The organism is Olavius algarvensis spirochete endosymbiont (genome assembly GCA_900608495.1).
Lineage (GTDB): Bacteria > Spirochaetota > Spirochaetia > DSM-2461 > DSM-2461 > UBA2779.
This window is the reverse complement of the sequence record UWYT01000147.1, coordinates 1-511: the sequence shown is the minus strand read 5'-3', so window position 1 is coordinate 511 and position 511 is coordinate 1. Positions and strand designations below refer to the sequence as shown.

At 47.9% G+C, this 511-nt stretch carries 1 protein-coding gene; it reads right to left on the bottom strand.

Going from position 1 to position 511, the window contains the following annotated elements; genetic code table 11:
• Window positions 1-315: 315 nt before the first annotated feature.
• On the bottom strand, window positions 316-511 hold a 196-nt coding region (locus S1OALGB6SA_RS03940; protein WP_230204403.1), incomplete at its 5' end, for a hypothetical protein.

The following is a 511-nucleotide window of genomic DNA, read 5'->3' as shown; positions in this document are numbered from 1 at the left end:
CGGATTCCGTACTGGTGTTCTCGAAAACCTTGCAGGATATCAAAAGGCTCATAAGAGCCAGAACCGGGATACTGGATAATCTATTCATAATTCCTCATCCTCACTAATCTACTAGCCGATTGTAGTCTAAAGCATTGTTACAACTTAATCCATCCCGATTCACCAGGGAATTCAGGAGTTTTTTCAAACTCAGCGTCTACTTTCAAAGCGATAACCAGCCCCGGTCTTCGCATCAAGAGGCAGTTCTAAAAGATACCACATTGACATGAGGTGCCGTGCTGCCGGTACCATCCACATGATCTGACTTGCCGCTGCCTAGGGCACCTTGTACTCTATCTTCCGGATGCGGTTGTTGACACGATCTGCCACATAGACATTGTCGGATGAGTCCACAGCCACGCTGTAGGGGAGTTTAAATCGTGCCGCGGTACCAATGGCATCAGTATAACCCCATTCGCTGCCGGCAAAGGTGCTTACCACTCTATCTTCTATTCTATCTGCCGGCGTGATT